The following is a 15,180-nucleotide window of genomic DNA, read 5'->3' on the forward strand; positions in this document are numbered from 1 at the left end:
GGGGCGAAGGCGCGGGGCGCGGGCGGTGTCAGAACGCCCGCGCCCCGCCGCCGCGTTCGATCGCCTCGATCTGGTCCAGCCGCCGCTGATGTATCCCGCCCTTGAAAGGCGTCTTGAGCCACGTGGCCACGATCTCCTCCGCCGCCTCGGGCGCCAGCACCTTCGCCGCCAGGACCAGCACATTGGAGTCGTTGTTGCCGCGCGAGATCCTGGTGCTCCACAGATCGTGGCAGAGCCCGGCCCGTACTCCGGGAAGCTTGTTGCAGGCGATGGTCTCGCCCAGTCCGCTGCCGCCCAGCACGATCCCGCGGTCCGCAGGACCGTTCGTCACCTGCCAGCAGACATCGGCACAGAGCGGCGGATAGTCCACGATCTGCTCAGCGTCTCCGTAGGCGCCGCGATCGTCGACCGTATGGCCGTGTGCCGTCAGCCACGCCGCGAGACGGCCTTTCAGCACCACACCGTTGTGATCCGCGGCGATGACAATGTGCATGGGTCTCTCCTCCTGTGGGGACGGGTCTGTCGGGACGGGGCATACCGACGGGTCATACGCGTACCGACGGGTCGTACCGGACATGTACGACCGACCGTCAGGCCCTCAGATCGCGCGTGCTCTCGGCGAAGAGTTCCTCCATCACCGGCGGCCGGTCGAGGATCCGCTGGTCCACCGCATGACGTACGAGCGTCTCCAGCACCGCCCGGTTCGGCTCGATGCCGTACGGGAGCGGATCGGCCCCGGTCTCGTCCATGACGCGCCGGTACATCCGGTCGGCCGCGCCGGGGCTCTCCGCCGATCCGTCGCGCAGCCGCTCGACGTACAGCCGCTTCGCGCGGGCGAAGGCGTCGAAGACCTCCGCGCCCAGCTCCGGCCGTTCGGCGAGCAGCTCGTCCCGCACCACGACCAGATGGTTGATCGGATAGAACCCGCGCTCGCGCAGGGCCGCGAAGCCCGCCTCCTCGGGATCGGCGATCAGCGGTGACAGCCGTGGCGACTCGGCGTTCACACCGATCGTGGCAGCGAGTTCGCCGTCCGTCAGCCGCTCCTCCAGCGAGCGCTGTCCCACCATCGGCTCGACATTCGCCGGAGGCCGGTACGCGGCCACGTGCTCGTCGCCCGACAGCACCCACCGCACCCGGTCGAGATCGACTCCGTACTCCTCGCGCAGGACCGCCCGCGCCCAGACGCCGGTGGTGACCGTATAGCCGCGGTTCACACCGACCCGCCGGCCCTCCAGATCCTTGGGGCTCCGGATGTCCGACGCGGGATCATGGAGGATCGCGCCGTGGTGGAAGCCCCGTACGAGGAAGACGGGCAGCGCCGTGAACCGTACCCCGTGGGCCTTCGCCACCAGATAGGTGGTCAGCGCCATCTCACTGACGTCGAACTCCAGGTCGCGGACCATCCGCCGGAAGGCGTGGACGAGTACGGGCACCTCCTCGAAGTCGAAGCGGAAGCCCCGCGGTGTCACCTCCCCGGTCTTCAGCGCCTCGTTGTTGCCCTGCGTACGGGTCACGGTCCTGAGCTGAGATGCGGCCATGGTGTCTGCTCGGCTCTCTCGTGGGCGGCTCCACTCGTGGCGGACTGACGGCCGAAAGGTACCATGGTCAGTCCATCAGTCCATAGAGTAGTGTGGCCGCCCGACAGTCCCCGAGGGTGAGGAGAAACCATGGCGGAGCAGGTGCTGGCGGCGGTCAGGACCGCGCCGGGCACGACCGAGCTGCGCGAGTTCCCGATGCCGGACATTCCCGACGACGGGGCACTGCTCAAGGTCGAGGTCGCCGGAATCTGCGGCACGGACGTGAAGATGTACGCGAAGCCGCCGTTCGGCGATCCGGTGATCATGGGTCATGAGAACGTCGGTGTCATCGCCGCGGCCGGCCGTACCTTCACCGCGCGACGGGGGCTCGCCGAGGGCGACCGTGTCTTCGTCGAGCACTATGTCGGATGCTTCCGCTGCGAGTGGTGCCACCAGGGCGAGTACCGCCACTGCGAGGCCACCGACTGGCGTACCAATCCCGACGCGCGCCGCTACGGCTACACCTCGGCGAGCAATCCGTACCACCTCTGGGGCGGCTTCTCGCAGTATCTGTATCTGCCGTGGAACGCGGTGATCCACCGGGTGCCGGACGGTGTCTCCGCCGAGCTCGCGGGCCTGGTCACGCCCTTGTCGAACGGTATCGAGTGGGCCCTGGTCACCGCGGGTGTCGGCTATGCCTCGACGGTGCTCATCCAGGGTCCCGGGCAGCAGGGCCTGTCCCAGGTCGTCGCCTGCAAGCAGGCGGGCGCCTCACTCGTCATCGTCACCGGCACCACCCAGGACACCGCGCGGCTGGACCTCGCCGGGGAGCTCGGGGCCGACCATGTCATCGACGTCCGCAAGGAGGACGCCCTCGCCCGGGTGCTGGAGATCACCGGCGGCCGTGGCGTCGATGTGGTGCTGGACTGTACAGCCGGTGCCGGCACGGCCCCCGTACTCCTCGGTGTCGACGCGCTCAAGCGCCGGGAAGGCACGATGGTGGTCCAGGGAGAGCTGGCGGCCTTCCCCGACTTCCCGCTGAAGAAGATCACCGAGAAGTCCATCAGCGTCAGAAGCGCCCGGGGCCACAGCTACCGCTCCTGCGAACTCGCCCTGGAACAGCTCGCCTCGGGCCGCTTCCCGCTGGAGCGGCTGAGCACCCACAGCTTCGGCCTCGCCGACACCGACCGCGCCATCAGGACCGTCGGCGGTGAGTACGGCGAGGGCGTCGTCCATGTGTCCCTGCTGCCCTGGGCGGAGGCGACGGCATGAGTGTGGTGGTGCGCAATCCCCGTCGTGCGGACCGGGCGAGTGCCGACGGGCTCGCCGCGTACGGTGTCGCCACCGTGCACGAGGCCCAGTCACGTACCGGACTGCTCTCACCGGCCCTGCGCCCGGTCTACCGTGGCGCGCGTATCGCGGGCACGGCGGTGACGGTCAGTGTGCCGCCGGCCGACAACTGGATGCTTCATGTCGCGGTGGAGCAGTGCCGGGAAGGGGACATCCTCGTCGTCGCGCCCACCTCGCCGTCCGAGGCGGGCTACTTCGGCGAACTGCTCGCCACCGCCGTCGCCTCGCGTGGCGTCCGAGGCGCGGTCATCGACGCCGGCTGCCGCGATGTGGCCGAGCTGGAGCGCATGGGCTTTCCGGTGTGGGCACGGCACATCTGCGCGTACGGCACGGTGAAGGAGACCTTGGGCGATGTCAATGTCCCGGTGGTCTGCGGCGGTCAGCGGGTGGAGCCCGGCGATGTGATCGTCGCCGACGACGACGGTGTGGTGGTCGTGCCCCGGCTCGACGCCGCGCGGGTGCTGGAGGCGTCGCGCGCGCGGGAGGAGAAGGAGGCCGTCTCCCGTGCCCGGTACGAGAGCGGTGAACTCAGCCTCGATGTCCACGCCATGCGCGAGCGGCTGGCACGCAAGGGACTGACGTATGTCGATCAGGCACCCGAGGCACCCGAGGCACCAGAGGCGTCCGATCAGGCGCCCGGCGACTGAGGCGCAGGCCGAGCAACGAGGACGAGGACCACATATCGATGATCATCGACTGTCACGGCCACTACACCACCACGCCGCCTCAGCACCAGCGGTTCCGCGACGCCCAGCTCGCCCGGATCCGGGACGCCGCACTGCCGCTGCCGGTGCCCGCCGCCATCGGCGACGACGAGATCAGGGAGAGCGTCGAGAACAACCAGCTCAAGGTGCTCCGCGCGCGAGGCGGTGATCTGCTGCTGTTCTCGCCCAAGGCATCGGGGATGGAGCACCATGTGCCCGATCCGGCCACGGCCCGCACCTGGGCACGGGTGAGCAACGACCTCGTCCACCGTGTGGTCGGTCTGTTCCCGCAGCACTTCGCCGGTGTGTGCCAACTGCCGCAGGTGCCCGAAGGCCCGCTCGACGACTCGGTCGCGGAGCTGCGCCGATGCGTCACCGAACTCGGCTTCGTCGGCTGCAACCTCAATCCCGATCCGTCCGGCGGCCACTGGACCTCGCCGCCGCTCACCGACCCGTACTGGTTCCCGCTGTACGAGGCGATGGTGGAGCTGGACGTTCCCGCGATGATCCATGTCTCCACCTCCCACAACCCGAACTTCCATACGCTCGGGGCCCATTACCTGAACGCGGACACCTCGGTGTTCATGCAGCTCGTCCAGGGCGATCTGTTCGCCCGCTTCCCGAGGCTCCGCTTTGTGATTCCGCACGGCGGCGGCGCCGTGCCGTACCACTGGGGTCGCTACCGCGGTCTCGCCGTCCGGCTCGGCCGGCCCGATCCCGCCGAACTGCTGCGGGAGAACGTCTTCTTCGACACCTGTGTCTACCACCAGCCCGGCGTCGACCTGCTGTGCCAGGTCATCGGCGCCGACAACATCCTGTTCGCGTCCGAGATGCTGGGCGCCGTCCGCGGTGTCGATCCGGAGACCGGTATCGCCTGGGACGACACCAAGCGCTATCTCGACCGTACGGGGCTCTCCGAGCGCGAGCTGCGCAAGGTCTTCGAGGCGAACGCCCGGCGCGTCTATCCGCGACTCGACGCCCGGCTGACCGCGGAAGGCAGGTAGTCCTCCACCATGTCCCGACTGCGTCTCACCTTCGCCTGCGGCGACTACGACCGTACCCGGGCCCTGGCCGAGGGCACGGTCCGTCCCGACGGTATCGACCTGACCTATCTGCGGCTGCCCGTCGAGGAGACCTTCTTCCGGATGATGCGCCATCAGGAGTTCGAGGTGGCGGAGATGTCGCTCTCCTCGTATGTGCTCTCGCTGCGCGCCGATCCGTCGCCCTTTGTGGCCCTGCCCGTCTTCACCTCCCGGATGTTCCGGCACGGCTCGCTGTACTGCCATGCCGACTCCGGTATCTCCTCGCCGGAGGATCTGCGCGGCAAGCGGATCGGCACTCCGGAGTACCAGCTCACCGCGTGTGTGTGGATGCGCGGCATTCTGGGGGACCGGCACGGGGTGCCGTTCGACTCGGTCAGCTATCTCACCGGCGGCCAGGAGACGGCCGGCCGGGTGGAGAAGGCCGCCGTCGCCCTTCCGGACTCGGTACGGATCAGCCGTATCCCCGAGGACAGGACGCTCTCCGCCATGCTGGCCGAGGGCGAGATCGACGCGCTGTGCACACCGCGTGTCCCGAGCCCGTTCGCCGCCGGAGATCCTCGGGTGCGGCGGGTGTTCACCGATGTCGTCTCCAGTGAGAAGGAGTACTACCAGGCGACCGGAATCTTTCCGATCATGCATGTGGTGGTGATCAGACGGGATGTCTACGACCGCTACCCGTGGGTCGCGCAGTCGCTCAACAAGGCGCTGACCACGGCCAGGGACGAGGCGTACGCGAGTCTCTACGACACCTCGGCGCTGCGCTTCATGCTGCCGTGGCTGATTCCGCAGCTGGAGGAGGCCCGTGCGCTGCTGGGCAGGGACTACTGGTCCTACGGGATCCGGGACAACCGCGAAACCTTGGCAGCCTTTCTGCGCTACCACCATGAGCAGGGGCTCTCCGAGCGGCTGTGGACGCCGGAGGAGCTTTTCGCGCCGGAGTCACTGGAAGCGGCGGTCATCTGACGCAGGACGTCCGGCGTTTGACGCGTATGGCGAATGACGCGTATGGCGAACGACGCAGGCCCGGCCCCGTCTCCTCTCCCTCGGAGGACGGTGCCGGGCCTTGTAGGTGCTGCTGCGGTCAGGTCGGCAGCACCACATCCGTGCGGGTGACCAGGAGCGACTTCAGGGAGGCGGACGTATCGGCCGCCGCGCCGCGCTCGACGGTGGCGCCTCGGGTGAGCGCTCCGCGTACGGCCATATAGTCGGCCGGGCTGTTGACGGCGTCGATCGCCAGGAGACGGTCCTCCCGGTAGTAGAGGACGGAGAATCGCTCGCTGTCCGGCTCGCCGCGCACCACATAGTCGTCGTAGCCGGTGGAGAGACCGGCGATCTGGAGCTTCAGATCGCCCTGGTACGACCAGAACCACGGCACCGCGCGCGGGCCCGCCGGTCTGCCGAGAAGAGTCGCCGCCGCCACCGTGGCCTGGGCCACGGCGTTCTGTACGGACTCCAGCCGTACCCTCCCGAGCCCGGTCGTCGGATGCGGCTGCACCGTACAGTCACCCGCGGCGCAGACCGCCGGATCGCTGGTGCGGGCGTCGGCGTCGACGACGATGCCGCTGTCGCACTCCAGCCCGAGCCGCTCGGCGAGTTCGGTGCGCGGGACGACACCGACGCCGACGAGTACGAGATCGGCGGGCAGCCGTGTGCCGTCGGCGAGGTCCACGCCGGTCACCCGACCGTCCGTCCCGGAGAAGGCGGTCACCGCGCCCGAGAGCAGGACGCGCGTCCCACGACGTCGGTGCGCCCGCAGATAGAACTCGGAGAGAACGGGCGCCACGGCGCGGGCGAGCAGCCGGGGCGCGGCCTCCACCACGGTGACCTCCTTGCCGAGCGCCCGCGCCACCGCCGCCGCCTCAAGACCGATGAAACCTCCGCCCACCACCACGACGCGGGAGGCGGTCAGCAGCCGTGACCGCAGTCGGTCGGCGTCGTCACGGTCCCGGAGCACACAGATCCCGTCGAGGTCCGATCCCGGCACGGTGAGCCGTCGTGGCGCGGAACCGACGGTGAGCGCCAGCCGGTCGAACGGCAGAGCGCGTCCGGTGGCCGTCGTGGCGACACCGGATCCGGCGGGGCCGCCGACGGCGGATTCGGGTCGCGCGGTGGCGGACAGGGATACATCGGTCACCCGTTCACCGCAGATGAGATCGATCCCGGCGGATTCGTAGAAGCCGGGCACGCGAAAAGCCAGCGACCCGAGATCCGCCTCGCCCGCCAGGAACTCCTTCGACAAGGGCGGTCGCTGATACGGCGGATGCGGCTCCTCACCGATCAGAGTGATCGGCGCCGTGTCGCCCAACTGCCGTAGGGACACGGCGAGTTGCAGCCCGGCCTGACTCGCGCCGACAATCAGTGTCCCTCCGCTCACCGAGGCCCCCAAGAGGCGTACGGGAAACACCGGGAGGAACACCGGGACGGGACCGGCATCCCGCGTTCCGTGTCCCGTCGGGGGCGGTGTCGCTGGTCTTCGGGCGGCATCGGGCGTCCTCTCCGGTCGAAGATCTCCCACTGAGGTTAAACTGTCATACCATTCTACCATCATGGCTCAAGGGGCCCCGCTCGCGCTTTCGCGGAACCGTGGAGCGGCTACCGCGGCGCCCCAAGGAGTCTTCGACGGAGCGGGCGCCCCGTCCGATGTATACGTACCTGTGCTGCGCATGGTGATCCATCCAGTCGCTCGTGCGGTGCCACAGGAGTTCCCTGCGACACCGAGCAGCGTTCCGGCAGCTGAGCGGCGGAGAAAGGCAGATCGGCCGTCCCGGACAACGCGCCTCGCTGACCTGTGTGTTCAGCGCTGTCCCGGACAACCGTGCCGCTCGTACACTGGATGCCGAGGCCTCTTGAAGACGCCGCTGGTCCGGGAGGTCGTCCCGTCCCCAGGCGATGGTGGTGTCATGGCGAATCCGACGATCCTGACCGTTGACGACGATCCGGCGGTTTCCCGAGCCGTCGCCCGCGACATCCGGCGCCGGTACGGCGACCGGTACCGGGTCGTGCGCGCCGTCTCCGGAGCGGAGGCGCTCGAAGCGCTGCACGAGATCAAGCTGCGCGGCGAACGGCTCGCGGTCATGCTCGCCGACTACCGGATGCCGAAGATGAACGGCATCGAGTTCCTCGAAGAGGCGATGGACCTCTTCCCGCTCGCCCGGCGGGTGCTGCTGACGGCGTACGCGGACACCGGCGCCGCGATCGACGCGATCAATGTGGTCGATCTCGACCACTATCTGCTCAAACCGTGGAACCCGCCGGAGGAGCACCTCTATCCGGTGATCGACTCCCTGCTGGACACCTGGGCGGCCACGCCCGACCCGACCGCCACCGAGACCCGGGTGGTGGGCCACCGCTGGTCCGCGCCGTCCTTCGCCGTACGCGACTTCCTCGCCCGCAATCTGGTGCCGTACCGATGGCTGCGGGCCGACGAGCCCGAGGGAGCCCGTCTGCTGGCCGCCGCCGGAGTCACCGCGGCCGACGTGCCTCTGGTGGTCATCACCGACGGCACCTCGCTGGTGGCGCCCGCCGAGAAAGAACTCGCCGCGCATGTCGGACTGAGCACCATGCCCACCGCCGACTTCTACGACCTCGTGGTGGTCGGCGGCGGTCCCGCAGGGCTCGGCGCCGCCGTGTACGGCGCGTCCGAGGGACTGCGTACGGTGCTGGTGGAGCGCGAGGCCACGGGCGGACAGGCGGGACAGAGCAGCCGGATCGACAACTATCTGGGATTTCCCGACGGTGTCTCCGGCTCACAGCTCACCGGCCGGGCCCGCCGTCAGGCGCTGAAGTTCGGGGCCGAGATCCTCAGCGCGAGGGAGGTTGTCGCCCTGGAGGCGGCCGGCTCCGGCAGGGTGCTGCGGTTCGGCGGTGGCGCCTCGATCACCGCGCATACGGTGGTGCTGGCCACGGGCGTTTCGTACCGCATGCTGGCGGCGCCCAGCCTGGAGCCGTTCACGGGCGCCGGAGTGTTCTACGGTTCCGCTGTCACCGAGGCGCCGACCTGTTCGGGCGACGAGGTGTACATGGTGGGCGGCGCCAACTCCGCCGGCCAGGCCGCTCTGCACTTCTCCCGCTACGCCAAGCGCGTGCACATGCTGATCCGTGGCGCCGATCTGGCCCGGTCGATGTCCACGTATCTGCTCGACCGGATCAGCGCCATCGACAACATCGTCGTACATCCATGGACCGAGGTGGTCGGCGGGAAGGGCGACGGCCATCTGGAGCAGCTGACACTGCGGGACGCCCGGTCGGGCGCGGTGGACACGGTCGCCACCTCCTGGCTGTTCGTCTTCATCGGCGCGGAGCCGCGTACGGAGTGGCTGGACGGTGTGGTCGCGCGCGACGAGCGAGGCTTTGTACTCACCGGTCCCGATCTGATCGCCGACGGACAGCGCCCGGCCGACTGGTCCCTGCCGCGGGATCCGTACCACCTGGAGACCAGCGTGCCCGGGGTCTTCGCGGCCGGTGATGTCCGCGCCGCGTCCCTCAAGCGGGTCGCCTCGGCCGTCGGCGACGGCGCGATGGCCATCTCGCTGGTCCACCGTTACTTGGAGGCGCAATGACCGCTTCGGACCGATTGACGCCGGAGCAGGTGCGCACGTTGTTCCTGTTCGAGGCGCTCGACGACAGCCAGCTCGCGTGGCTGGCGGAGCGCGGCAGGGTGGAGCAGCGCGAGGGCGGCAGCGCCGTCTACAACGAGGGCGAACCGGCCACCTGCTTCTTCGTACTGCTCAGCGGTGCGGTGACGCTCAGCCGACGGTTGCACGGCGACGACATCGAGGTCTCCAGGACCGACCGGCGTGGCGTTTACGGCGGCGCGACCCAGGCGTATCTGGGCGACCGAGTGGCGCAGGTGTATCCGAACACCTTGCGGGCCGTCAGCGACGCGGAGTTCTTCGTGCTGCCGGCCGACGAGTTCGCCGAGGCGATGCGCAGCTGGTTCCCGATGGCCCTCCATCTGCTGGAAGGTCTGTTCTTCGGCACGCGCGCGGCGGAGACGGTGATGGGCGAGCGGGAGCGGCTGGTCGCGCTCGGCGCGCTGTCCGCCGGGCTGACCCATGAGCTGAACAACCCGGCCGCGGCGGCGGTACGAGCGACCGAGGCGCTGCGCGAACGGGTGACCGGTATGCGCCACAAGCTCGCGATGATCGCGGACGGACGACTGGACGGCACCCGGCTGCGCGGTCTGGTGGAACTCCAGGACGCGGCGGTCAAACAGGCCGCCGCTGCCTCTCCGCTGTCGGCGCTGGACGCCGCCGACGCCGAGGACGAACTCGGCGACTGGCTGGAGGAGCACAGGGTGGCCAGTCCCTGGGATCTCGCTCCGATCCTGGTGTCGGGAGGAGTCGGTGTGCCCTGGCTGTCGATGGTCGCGGAGACGGTCGGCGACGAACATCTGGACTCGGCGGTGCGCTGGCTCGCGTACACCATCGACTCCGAACTCCTGATGGGCGAGATCGATGATGCCGTGACCAGGGTCTCCGACCTGGTGGGCGCGGCGAAGCAGTACTCCCAGCTCGACCGGGCGCCTCACCGGACGGTGGATGTGCACACCCTGCTCGATGCCACGCTGACCATGCTGAAGGGAAAGATCCCGGCCGGTATCCGGGTGGTCAAGGAGTACGACCGTGAGCTGCCGTCGATCCCGGCGTTCGGCGCCGAGCTGAATCAGGTGTGGACCAACCTGATCGACAACGCGGTCGACGCCATGGGCGACAAGGGCACGCTCACTCTGCGCACTCGGCGGGCGGGCGATCAGTTGCTCGTGGAGGTGGCCGACACCGGAGCCGGTATTCCACCGGAGGTCAGGCCGCGGATCTTCGAGCCCTTCTTCACCACCAAGTCCGTGGGCGACGGCACCGGCCTCGGCCTGGACATCTCGTACCGCATCGTCGTCAACAAGCACCGCGGCGACATCAGGGTGGAGTCCCGGCCGGGCGACACCCGGTTCCAGGTACTGCTGCCGATCACTCAGGCCCCGCCCGCGGATCTCGCGGATCCCACGGGTCCTTCCGATCTCGCGGAGGGCTGAGGCAGCGTCCTGCGTGCGGCGTGCGGCGTGCGGCGTCCTGCGTGTGGCACGACGGCGTAAGCGTGGCGCCACTATGGCTCGACTGTGGCGCCATATATGTGTCATGATGGCGCTATGGATCTCACGCCGTATGTCGGCAATCTCCGGCATGAGCTGGCCGTCGCCGCGGAAGCGGGCGGGGACGAGGCGCGCGCACTGGCCGAGCGGCTCACCGCGCCCTTGGAGTCGGCCGCCCGGCTCACCCTGCTGAATGCGCTGTCCGCCGCCATGGAAGAAGTCACCCGAGAGCTGGCACCGGGCTCGGTGGACGTACGGTTGCGCGGGCTCGATCCCGAGTTCGTGGTGACACCACCGCCGGTGCCTGAGCCGTACGAGGAAGACGCCGAGGAGTACGAGAGCACGCCGGGCGGTGTGGCCGCGCCCGCGCGGCCCGTATCCGTACCCGCTCCCGTTGTTTCAGCCGCTTCGGCTGCTTCGGACGGGGACGAGGGCGGGATGGCGCGTATCAACTTCCGTCTTCCCGCTCATCTCAAGGCCCGGGTCGAGGACGCCGCGGGACAGGAGGGCCTCTCGGTCAACGCCTGGCTGGTACGGGCCGTCGCCACGGCTCTGGAACCCGCCACCGAGGGCGGCCGTCCTGCCGGCCGCAGCCGCCATCGAGGCCAGAAGGGCTATACCGGCTGGGTCCGCTGATCCCGGCCCCGGCGCCCGGCCCGCGTGTCCCAGCCGGCACGCATCGCACCACTTCTCTCTCCGTTGCCGCCATTCACCCGCCCTGTCGGCGGGAACGCACACCACAGCCATGAGGACGGGACAGCCATGCCCAGTTTCGACACGCCCGAGCCCATCTCGGTCATCCTTGAATTCGACGTCGGGACCGCCCGGATCACCGCGAGCGAGCGGAAGGACACGGTCGTCGAGATCCTGCCGGGCGACGGAGCCGACGAAGGCGACGTCCGGGCCGCGCGCCAGGCCGAAGTCACCTGCTCGGACGGCACGTTGCTGGTCAAGGGCCCCAAGAGGCGCTCCCTGTTCGGCCGGAGCGGCTCGCTCGACATCAGTATCGAGCTGCCGGCCGGCTCGGACGTTCAAGGCACCGCGCCCTTGGGCGACTTCATCTGCGAGGGCCCTCTCGGGCAGTGCAGGATCAAGACCTCGGCCGGCGACATCCGGGTCGGCGAGGCCGGAACCGTACATCTGAAGACCGGTCTCGGCGATATCCGTCTGGCCCGCGCGGCGGGAGACGCCGAGATCACCGGCGCGGGCCGCGTCGACATCGGCAGTATCACGGGCGCGGCGACGATCAAGAACCTCAACGGCGAGACCACGATCGGTGAGGTCACCGGCGAACTGCGGGCGGCCTCCTCCAACGGCCCGATCTCCGTAGGTGTTGCGCAGGCCGGAGTCGACGCCAAGTCCGCCAACGGCGCCATCCGGATCGGCGAAGCGGCGCGCGGTCGGATCGTGCTCCAGACCGGCGCCGGTGACCTCGAAGTCGGTATCCGTGAGTCCACCGCCGCCTGGCTCGATGTGAACACCCGTCTGGGCCATGTGCGTAACTCTCTCAGCTCCGCCGAGGGTCCCGGGCCCTCGGACGAGACCGTCGAGGTCCGTGCCCGTACCGGGCTGGGCGACATCGTGATCCGCCGCTCCTGACCTCTGTGTCTCTCCGTACCTCTCGCATCCGCAGATGCTGCTTCTTCTTTTCCTCCTTCTCCTCCTCACCCGTCCGCATCGCAGATAGGGACCCGACTGCCATGACCGCGTCTCCCGCGCCTTCCGCATCCGCCCTCCCACCGGCGATCACCGCCGTCGGCCTGTCCAAGTCCTTCGGCGACAAGGTGGTGCTCGACGGCATCGATCTGCACATCCCGCAGGGCACGGTCTTCGCACTGCTCGGCCCCAACGGCGCAGGCAAGACGACCGCCGTGCAGATCCTCTCCACGCTCATTCCCGCGAGTGCCGGCGTGGCGCGTGTCGCGGGCCACGATCTGACCGGCGAGGCCGATGCCGTACGAGCCACGATCGGTGTCACCGGCCAGTTCTCGGCGGTGGACAATCTGCTCACCGCCGAGGAGAACCTGATCCTCATGGCGGATCTGCACCATCTCGACCGCCGCGAGGGCCGACGGCGCACCGCCGCACTGCTGGACCGCTTCGGACTGACCGAAGCCGCCACCAAGCCCGTCGTCACCTTCTCCGGTGGTATGCGGCGCAAGCTCGATCTCACGATGACGCTGGTCGGCGATCCGCGCATCATCTTCCTGGACGAGCCGACGACCGGACTCGACCCGCGCAGCCGCCGCACCATGTGGGAGATCATCCGAGGCCTGGTCGCCGACGACGGCGTCACGATCTTCCTGACGACGCAGTATCTGGACGAGGCCGACCAGCTCGCCGACCGTATCGCCGTTCTGGACCACGGGAAACTGGTCGCGGAAGGCACCCCGGACGAGCTGAAGCGCCGTATCCCCGGAGGCCACATCAGCCTCCGGTTCGCCGACGCGAGCGGACTCGAATCGGCCGCCGCGCTGTTCCCGTCCGTGAAACGTGACACCGAAGCGCTCACCCTCCAGATCCCCGGCGACGGCAGCGTTCCCACGCTGCGGGCCGTCCTCGATGTCCTGGACCACGCGTCGGTGGAGGCCGAGGCGCTCACCGTACACACGCCCGATCTCGACGATGTCTTTCTGACCCTGACCGGCCGGCCCCAGCAGGGCGACACGGCCAACTCCCTGAAGGAGTACGCCCGATGAGCAGCCTGTCCTACGCCGTCAGTGATTCGATGACGATGCTTCGGCGCAATCTGAAGCACGCGCAACGCTATCCGTCCATGACGGTCTCGGTCGTCGCGCTGCCCGTCATGATGCTCCTGCTCTTCAACTACGTCTTCGGCGGCGCCCTGGGCGTCGGCATCGGCGGTACGGCGGGCGGCGGCACCGAGTACATCGACTATGTGGCGCCCGGCATCATTCTGATGGCCGCGACATCCGGAGCCCTGGTCACGGCCGTCGGTGTGTGCGTCGACATGACCGAAGGCATCGTCAACCGGTTCCGTACGATGGCGATCTCACGCGCGTCGTTCCTGACCGGGCATGTGGTCGGCAGTGTGATACAGACACTGGTCAGCATCGGGCTCGTCATCGGAGTGGCGCTGCTCATGGGCTTCCGGCCCAATGCCACTCCCGCCGAGTGGATCGCGGCCTCCGGCCTTCTCGCCCTGCTCACCCTGGCGCTGACCTGGCTGTCGGCCGCGATCGGTCTGGTGGCCAAGACTCCGGAGACCGCCAGCAATATGCCCATGCCGCTGCAGTTCCTTCCGTTCGTCGGCAGCGCCATCGTCCCACCGGAGTCCATGCCCACGGGGCTGCGCTGGTTCGCCGAGTACCAGCCCTTCACACCGATCATCGAGACACTGCGCGGCCTGCTGATGGGCACGGAGATCGGCAACAGCGGCCCGATCGCCCTCGCCTGGTGCGCCGGCCTCACCCTGACCGGCTACCTGTGGGCGCGAACGGCCTTCCATCGCGGGGCCAGGCGCTAGGTTCAGGCCTTCTGCCTTCTGCCTTCCGACGGCCGGACGCCGGACGGGCGGATCGCGGCCCGTCCGGCCATCGGGCGCTGCTCAGGGGCGTCAGGGGTGGACGAGCTTCACGGACACGACGTCGTAGTCCGTCTCCGGCGTCGGTTCCGTCACATCGAAACGGGCGTTGGGCAGATAGATACGGTCCTTCCAGACGGCGGCCGTCGTGGGGACCCGGAAGTGCTCGGGGTCGGTGATCCGGGTGATGGCCGTGCCCTTCGTACCGGCGTCGTTGAGCCGCAGCACATCGATGGCGTTCTGCCGCTGCTGTACGACATAGAGCGTGCGGCCGAGGAGGAGCAGGCCGTCACCGTTCGGCAGCAAGGTCGGGCCGATGTCCACGGTGCGCGCCACGCCGGTGCGCGGATCGACCCGCATCAGACTGCCGCCGCCCGCGAAGTCGTTGACCACGAGCAGTGCCCGGCGGTCCGGTGTCGTGGTGATGCCGTTGGCGGTGATGACCGTCCCTTGAACCCAGTCACCGGTCAGCGGCACGGTGATGACCCGGTCGCCCGGCTCCCCGCGTCGGCCCAGCGGCAGTTTGTACAGCTGCGGTTCGAACGAGTCGGTGAACCAGGCGGCACCGGGCGTCAGGAACACATCGTTGACCAGCGTGACGTCCGTGCCCACGGTGAAGGTCTTCGTGATCCTGCCCGTACGCAGGTCGGCGACCCGGATCTCGCCGCTCGCCCCGCCGCACAGGAACAGCCTGCCCCAGGCATCGATCTTGAGCCCGGTGACAGGGTGTTCGGGACCGAGCCCCTGAATGATCACCCGACCGCGACCGGTCGCGAGGCTCGCGCGGTACACGTCGCCGCGCGCGATCGAGCCGAAGTAGGCGTACGGCGCCGAGCCGATGGTGATGCCCTCCGGCCGGAAGCCGTTCGGCAGAGGAAATCCGGCGGGCCATCGGTTCCCGGTGGCCCCCGTGGCGGCTGCCGTACCGCCCAGCGGA

Annotated in this window: 14 protein-coding genes; 10 read left to right on the top strand and 4 right to left on the bottom strand. The window is 69.1% G+C overall.

Features of this window, described 5'->3' with window-relative positions:
- Nucleotides 1-28: 28 nt before the first annotated feature.
- Nucleotides 29-493: an RpiB/LacA/LacB family sugar-phosphate isomerase gene (locus GA0115259_RS13015; RefSeq protein WP_176732531.1), complete on the bottom strand. Its 465-nt coding sequence runs from the start codon at nt 491-493 to the stop codon at nt 29-31.
- 97 nt (nt 494-590) lie between these two features.
- A complete protein-coding gene (locus tag GA0115259_RS13020; RefSeq protein WP_093595456.1) occupies nt 591-1,538 on the bottom strand; it encodes a substrate-binding domain-containing protein in 948 nt (315 codons plus the stop codon).
- Between the two features lie 129 nt (nt 1,539-1,667).
- On the opposite strand from GA0115259_RS13020, the gene GA0115259_RS13025 reads away from it, so the two are divergent.
- From GA0115259_RS13025 to GA0115259_RS13040, 4 genes are read left to right on the top strand one after another with little or no spacing between them, the layout of a single operon-like run.
- Nucleotides 1,668-2,789 carry a zinc-dependent alcohol dehydrogenase gene (locus GA0115259_RS13025; RefSeq protein WP_093595459.1) on the top strand — a complete coding sequence of 374 codons (1,122 nt, stop codon included), beginning with the start codon at nt 1,668-1,670 and terminating at the stop codon, nt 2,787-2,789.
- Complete coding sequence (locus tag GA0115259_RS13030; RefSeq protein WP_093595462.1) at nt 2,786-3,514, top strand: 4-carboxy-4-hydroxy-2-oxoadipate aldolase/oxaloacetate decarboxylase; 729 nt, start codon at nt 2,786-2,788, stop codon at nt 3,512-3,514. Before GA0115259_RS13025 ends, GA0115259_RS13030 begins: the two co-directional genes overlap by 4 nt.
- Before the next feature lie 38 nt (nt 3,515-3,552).
- Entirely contained in the window at nt 3,553-4,575 is a 1,023-nt protein-coding gene (locus tag GA0115259_RS13035; RefSeq protein WP_093595465.1) for an amidohydrolase family protein, read from the top strand.
- Between the two features lie 9 nt (nt 4,576-4,584).
- Nucleotides 4,585-5,577 (top strand): substrate-binding domain-containing protein, encoded by a 993-nt coding sequence (locus GA0115259_RS13040; RefSeq protein ID WP_093595468.1) that lies wholly within the window; start codon nt 4,585-4,587, stop codon nt 5,575-5,577.
- Nucleotides 5,578-5,695: 118 nt separating this feature from the next.
- Here GA0115259_RS13040 and GA0115259_RS13045 read toward each other — a convergent pair whose 3' ends face one another.
- On the bottom strand, nt 5,696-6,988 hold the full coding sequence (locus GA0115259_RS13045) for an NAD(P)/FAD-dependent oxidoreductase (protein WP_256097988.1): 1,293 nt from the start codon (nt 6,986-6,988) through the stop codon (nt 5,696-5,698).
- 526 nt (nt 6,989-7,514) lie between these two features.
- Between GA0115259_RS13045 and GA0115259_RS13050 the strand changes: the two genes are divergently transcribed.
- From GA0115259_RS13050 to GA0115259_RS13075, 6 genes are all read left to right on the top strand, one after another.
- Entirely contained in the window at nt 7,515-9,173 is a 1,659-nt protein-coding gene (locus GA0115259_RS13050; RefSeq protein ID WP_093595474.1) for an NAD(P)/FAD-dependent oxidoreductase, read from the top strand.
- Nucleotides 9,170-10,642, top strand: a complete 1,473-nt coding sequence (locus GA0115259_RS13055; RefSeq protein ID WP_093595477.1) for an ATP-binding protein — start codon at nt 9,170-9,172, stop codon at nt 10,640-10,642. The genes GA0115259_RS13050 and GA0115259_RS13055 overlap by 4 nt, the downstream gene beginning before the upstream one ends.
- Nucleotides 10,643-10,756: 114 nt before the next feature.
- Nucleotides 10,757-11,335, top strand: coding sequence for a hypothetical protein (locus GA0115259_RS13060; RefSeq protein ID WP_093595480.1), 579 nt, complete (start codon nt 10,757-10,759; stop codon nt 11,333-11,335).
- Between the two features lie 126 nt (nt 11,336-11,461).
- Nucleotides 11,462-12,298 carry a DUF4097 family beta strand repeat-containing protein gene (locus tag GA0115259_RS13065; protein WP_093595483.1) on the top strand — a complete coding sequence of 279 codons (837 nt, stop codon included), beginning with the start codon at nt 11,462-11,464 and terminating at the stop codon, nt 12,296-12,298.
- A 101-nt stretch (nt 12,299-12,399) separates the two neighbouring features.
- Nucleotides 12,400-13,398, top strand: a complete 999-nt coding sequence (locus tag GA0115259_RS13070; protein ID WP_093595486.1) for an ATP-binding cassette domain-containing protein — start codon at nt 12,400-12,402, stop codon at nt 13,396-13,398.
- Complete coding sequence (locus tag GA0115259_RS13075; RefSeq protein ID WP_093595489.1) at nt 13,395-14,186, top strand: ABC transporter permease; 792 nt, start codon at nt 13,395-13,397, stop codon at nt 14,184-14,186. Before GA0115259_RS13070 ends, GA0115259_RS13075 begins: the two co-directional genes overlap by 4 nt.
- A 90-nt stretch (nt 14,187-14,276) precedes the next feature.
- Here the strand turns inward: GA0115259_RS13075 and GA0115259_RS13080 are convergent.
- Nucleotides 14,277-15,180 (bottom strand): SMP-30/gluconolactonase/LRE family protein (locus GA0115259_RS13080; protein WP_093595492.1); only part of this gene is annotated, 904 nt, incomplete at its 5' end.

It is taken from the genome of Streptomyces sp. MnatMP-M17 (genome assembly GCF_900091995.1).
Classification (GTDB): domain Bacteria; phylum Actinomycetota; class Actinomycetes; order Streptomycetales; family Streptomycetaceae; genus Streptomyces.